The organism is Chryseobacterium sp. DT-167 (assembly GCF_058310155.1).
Genome location: NZ_JBZEEQ010000158.1, coordinates 1 through 501, shown reverse-complemented (window position 1 = coordinate 501; position 501 = coordinate 1). Strand labels below are relative to the sequence as shown.

Sequence of the window (501 nt, the reverse complement as noted above, 5' to 3'; positions counted from 1 at the left end):
GAGGAGGTAGAAGAAGGCCTCGCACCCGAGCGTCCAGCTCACGGAGTTGCCCACCCCCAACCAGTCGACCGACCAGGTGTTGACGAGCAGCAGATTCGCGAGGAGCGCCGCCGGGTCGTCGACGTCGATCGTGCCGACCGGGATCGTCCGAGCGATGAGGATCGCGAGGACGAGCGTGACGACGTGGAGCGGGTAGATGCGTGCAACCCGACGACGCCAGAAATCCCTCGCCGGCTGCCGGGTCCGGTCGGCCCACGTGAGGACGAAACCCGAGAGGATGAAGAAAAGGGAGACGCCGACCGCTCCGGCCCCCGCCGCTCGCGAGAGGGCGACCTGCAGCGGCCCGTCGACGAGGTCGGCATTCCGCACGTGGAGCGCGAAGACCGCGAGCGCGGCGATCCACCGGAGTCCCGTCAGCGAGGGGAGGCTCCGCTGCATCTTCGCGAGATCGATCGCGGACGGGCGCGGCAGGAGGGCGCTCTTCATCCAGGGCATTGCCGC

1 protein-coding gene is annotated in these 501 nt (G+C 69.3%); it reads right to left on the bottom strand.

Translation table 11 applies throughout. From position 1 onward, the window contains the following. Positions 1 to 486 (bottom strand): acyltransferase family protein (locus tag AC4FQ5_RS20255; protein WP_491146571.1); only part of this gene is annotated, 486 nt, incomplete at its 3' end. Positions 487 to 501: the final 15 nt, after the last annotated feature.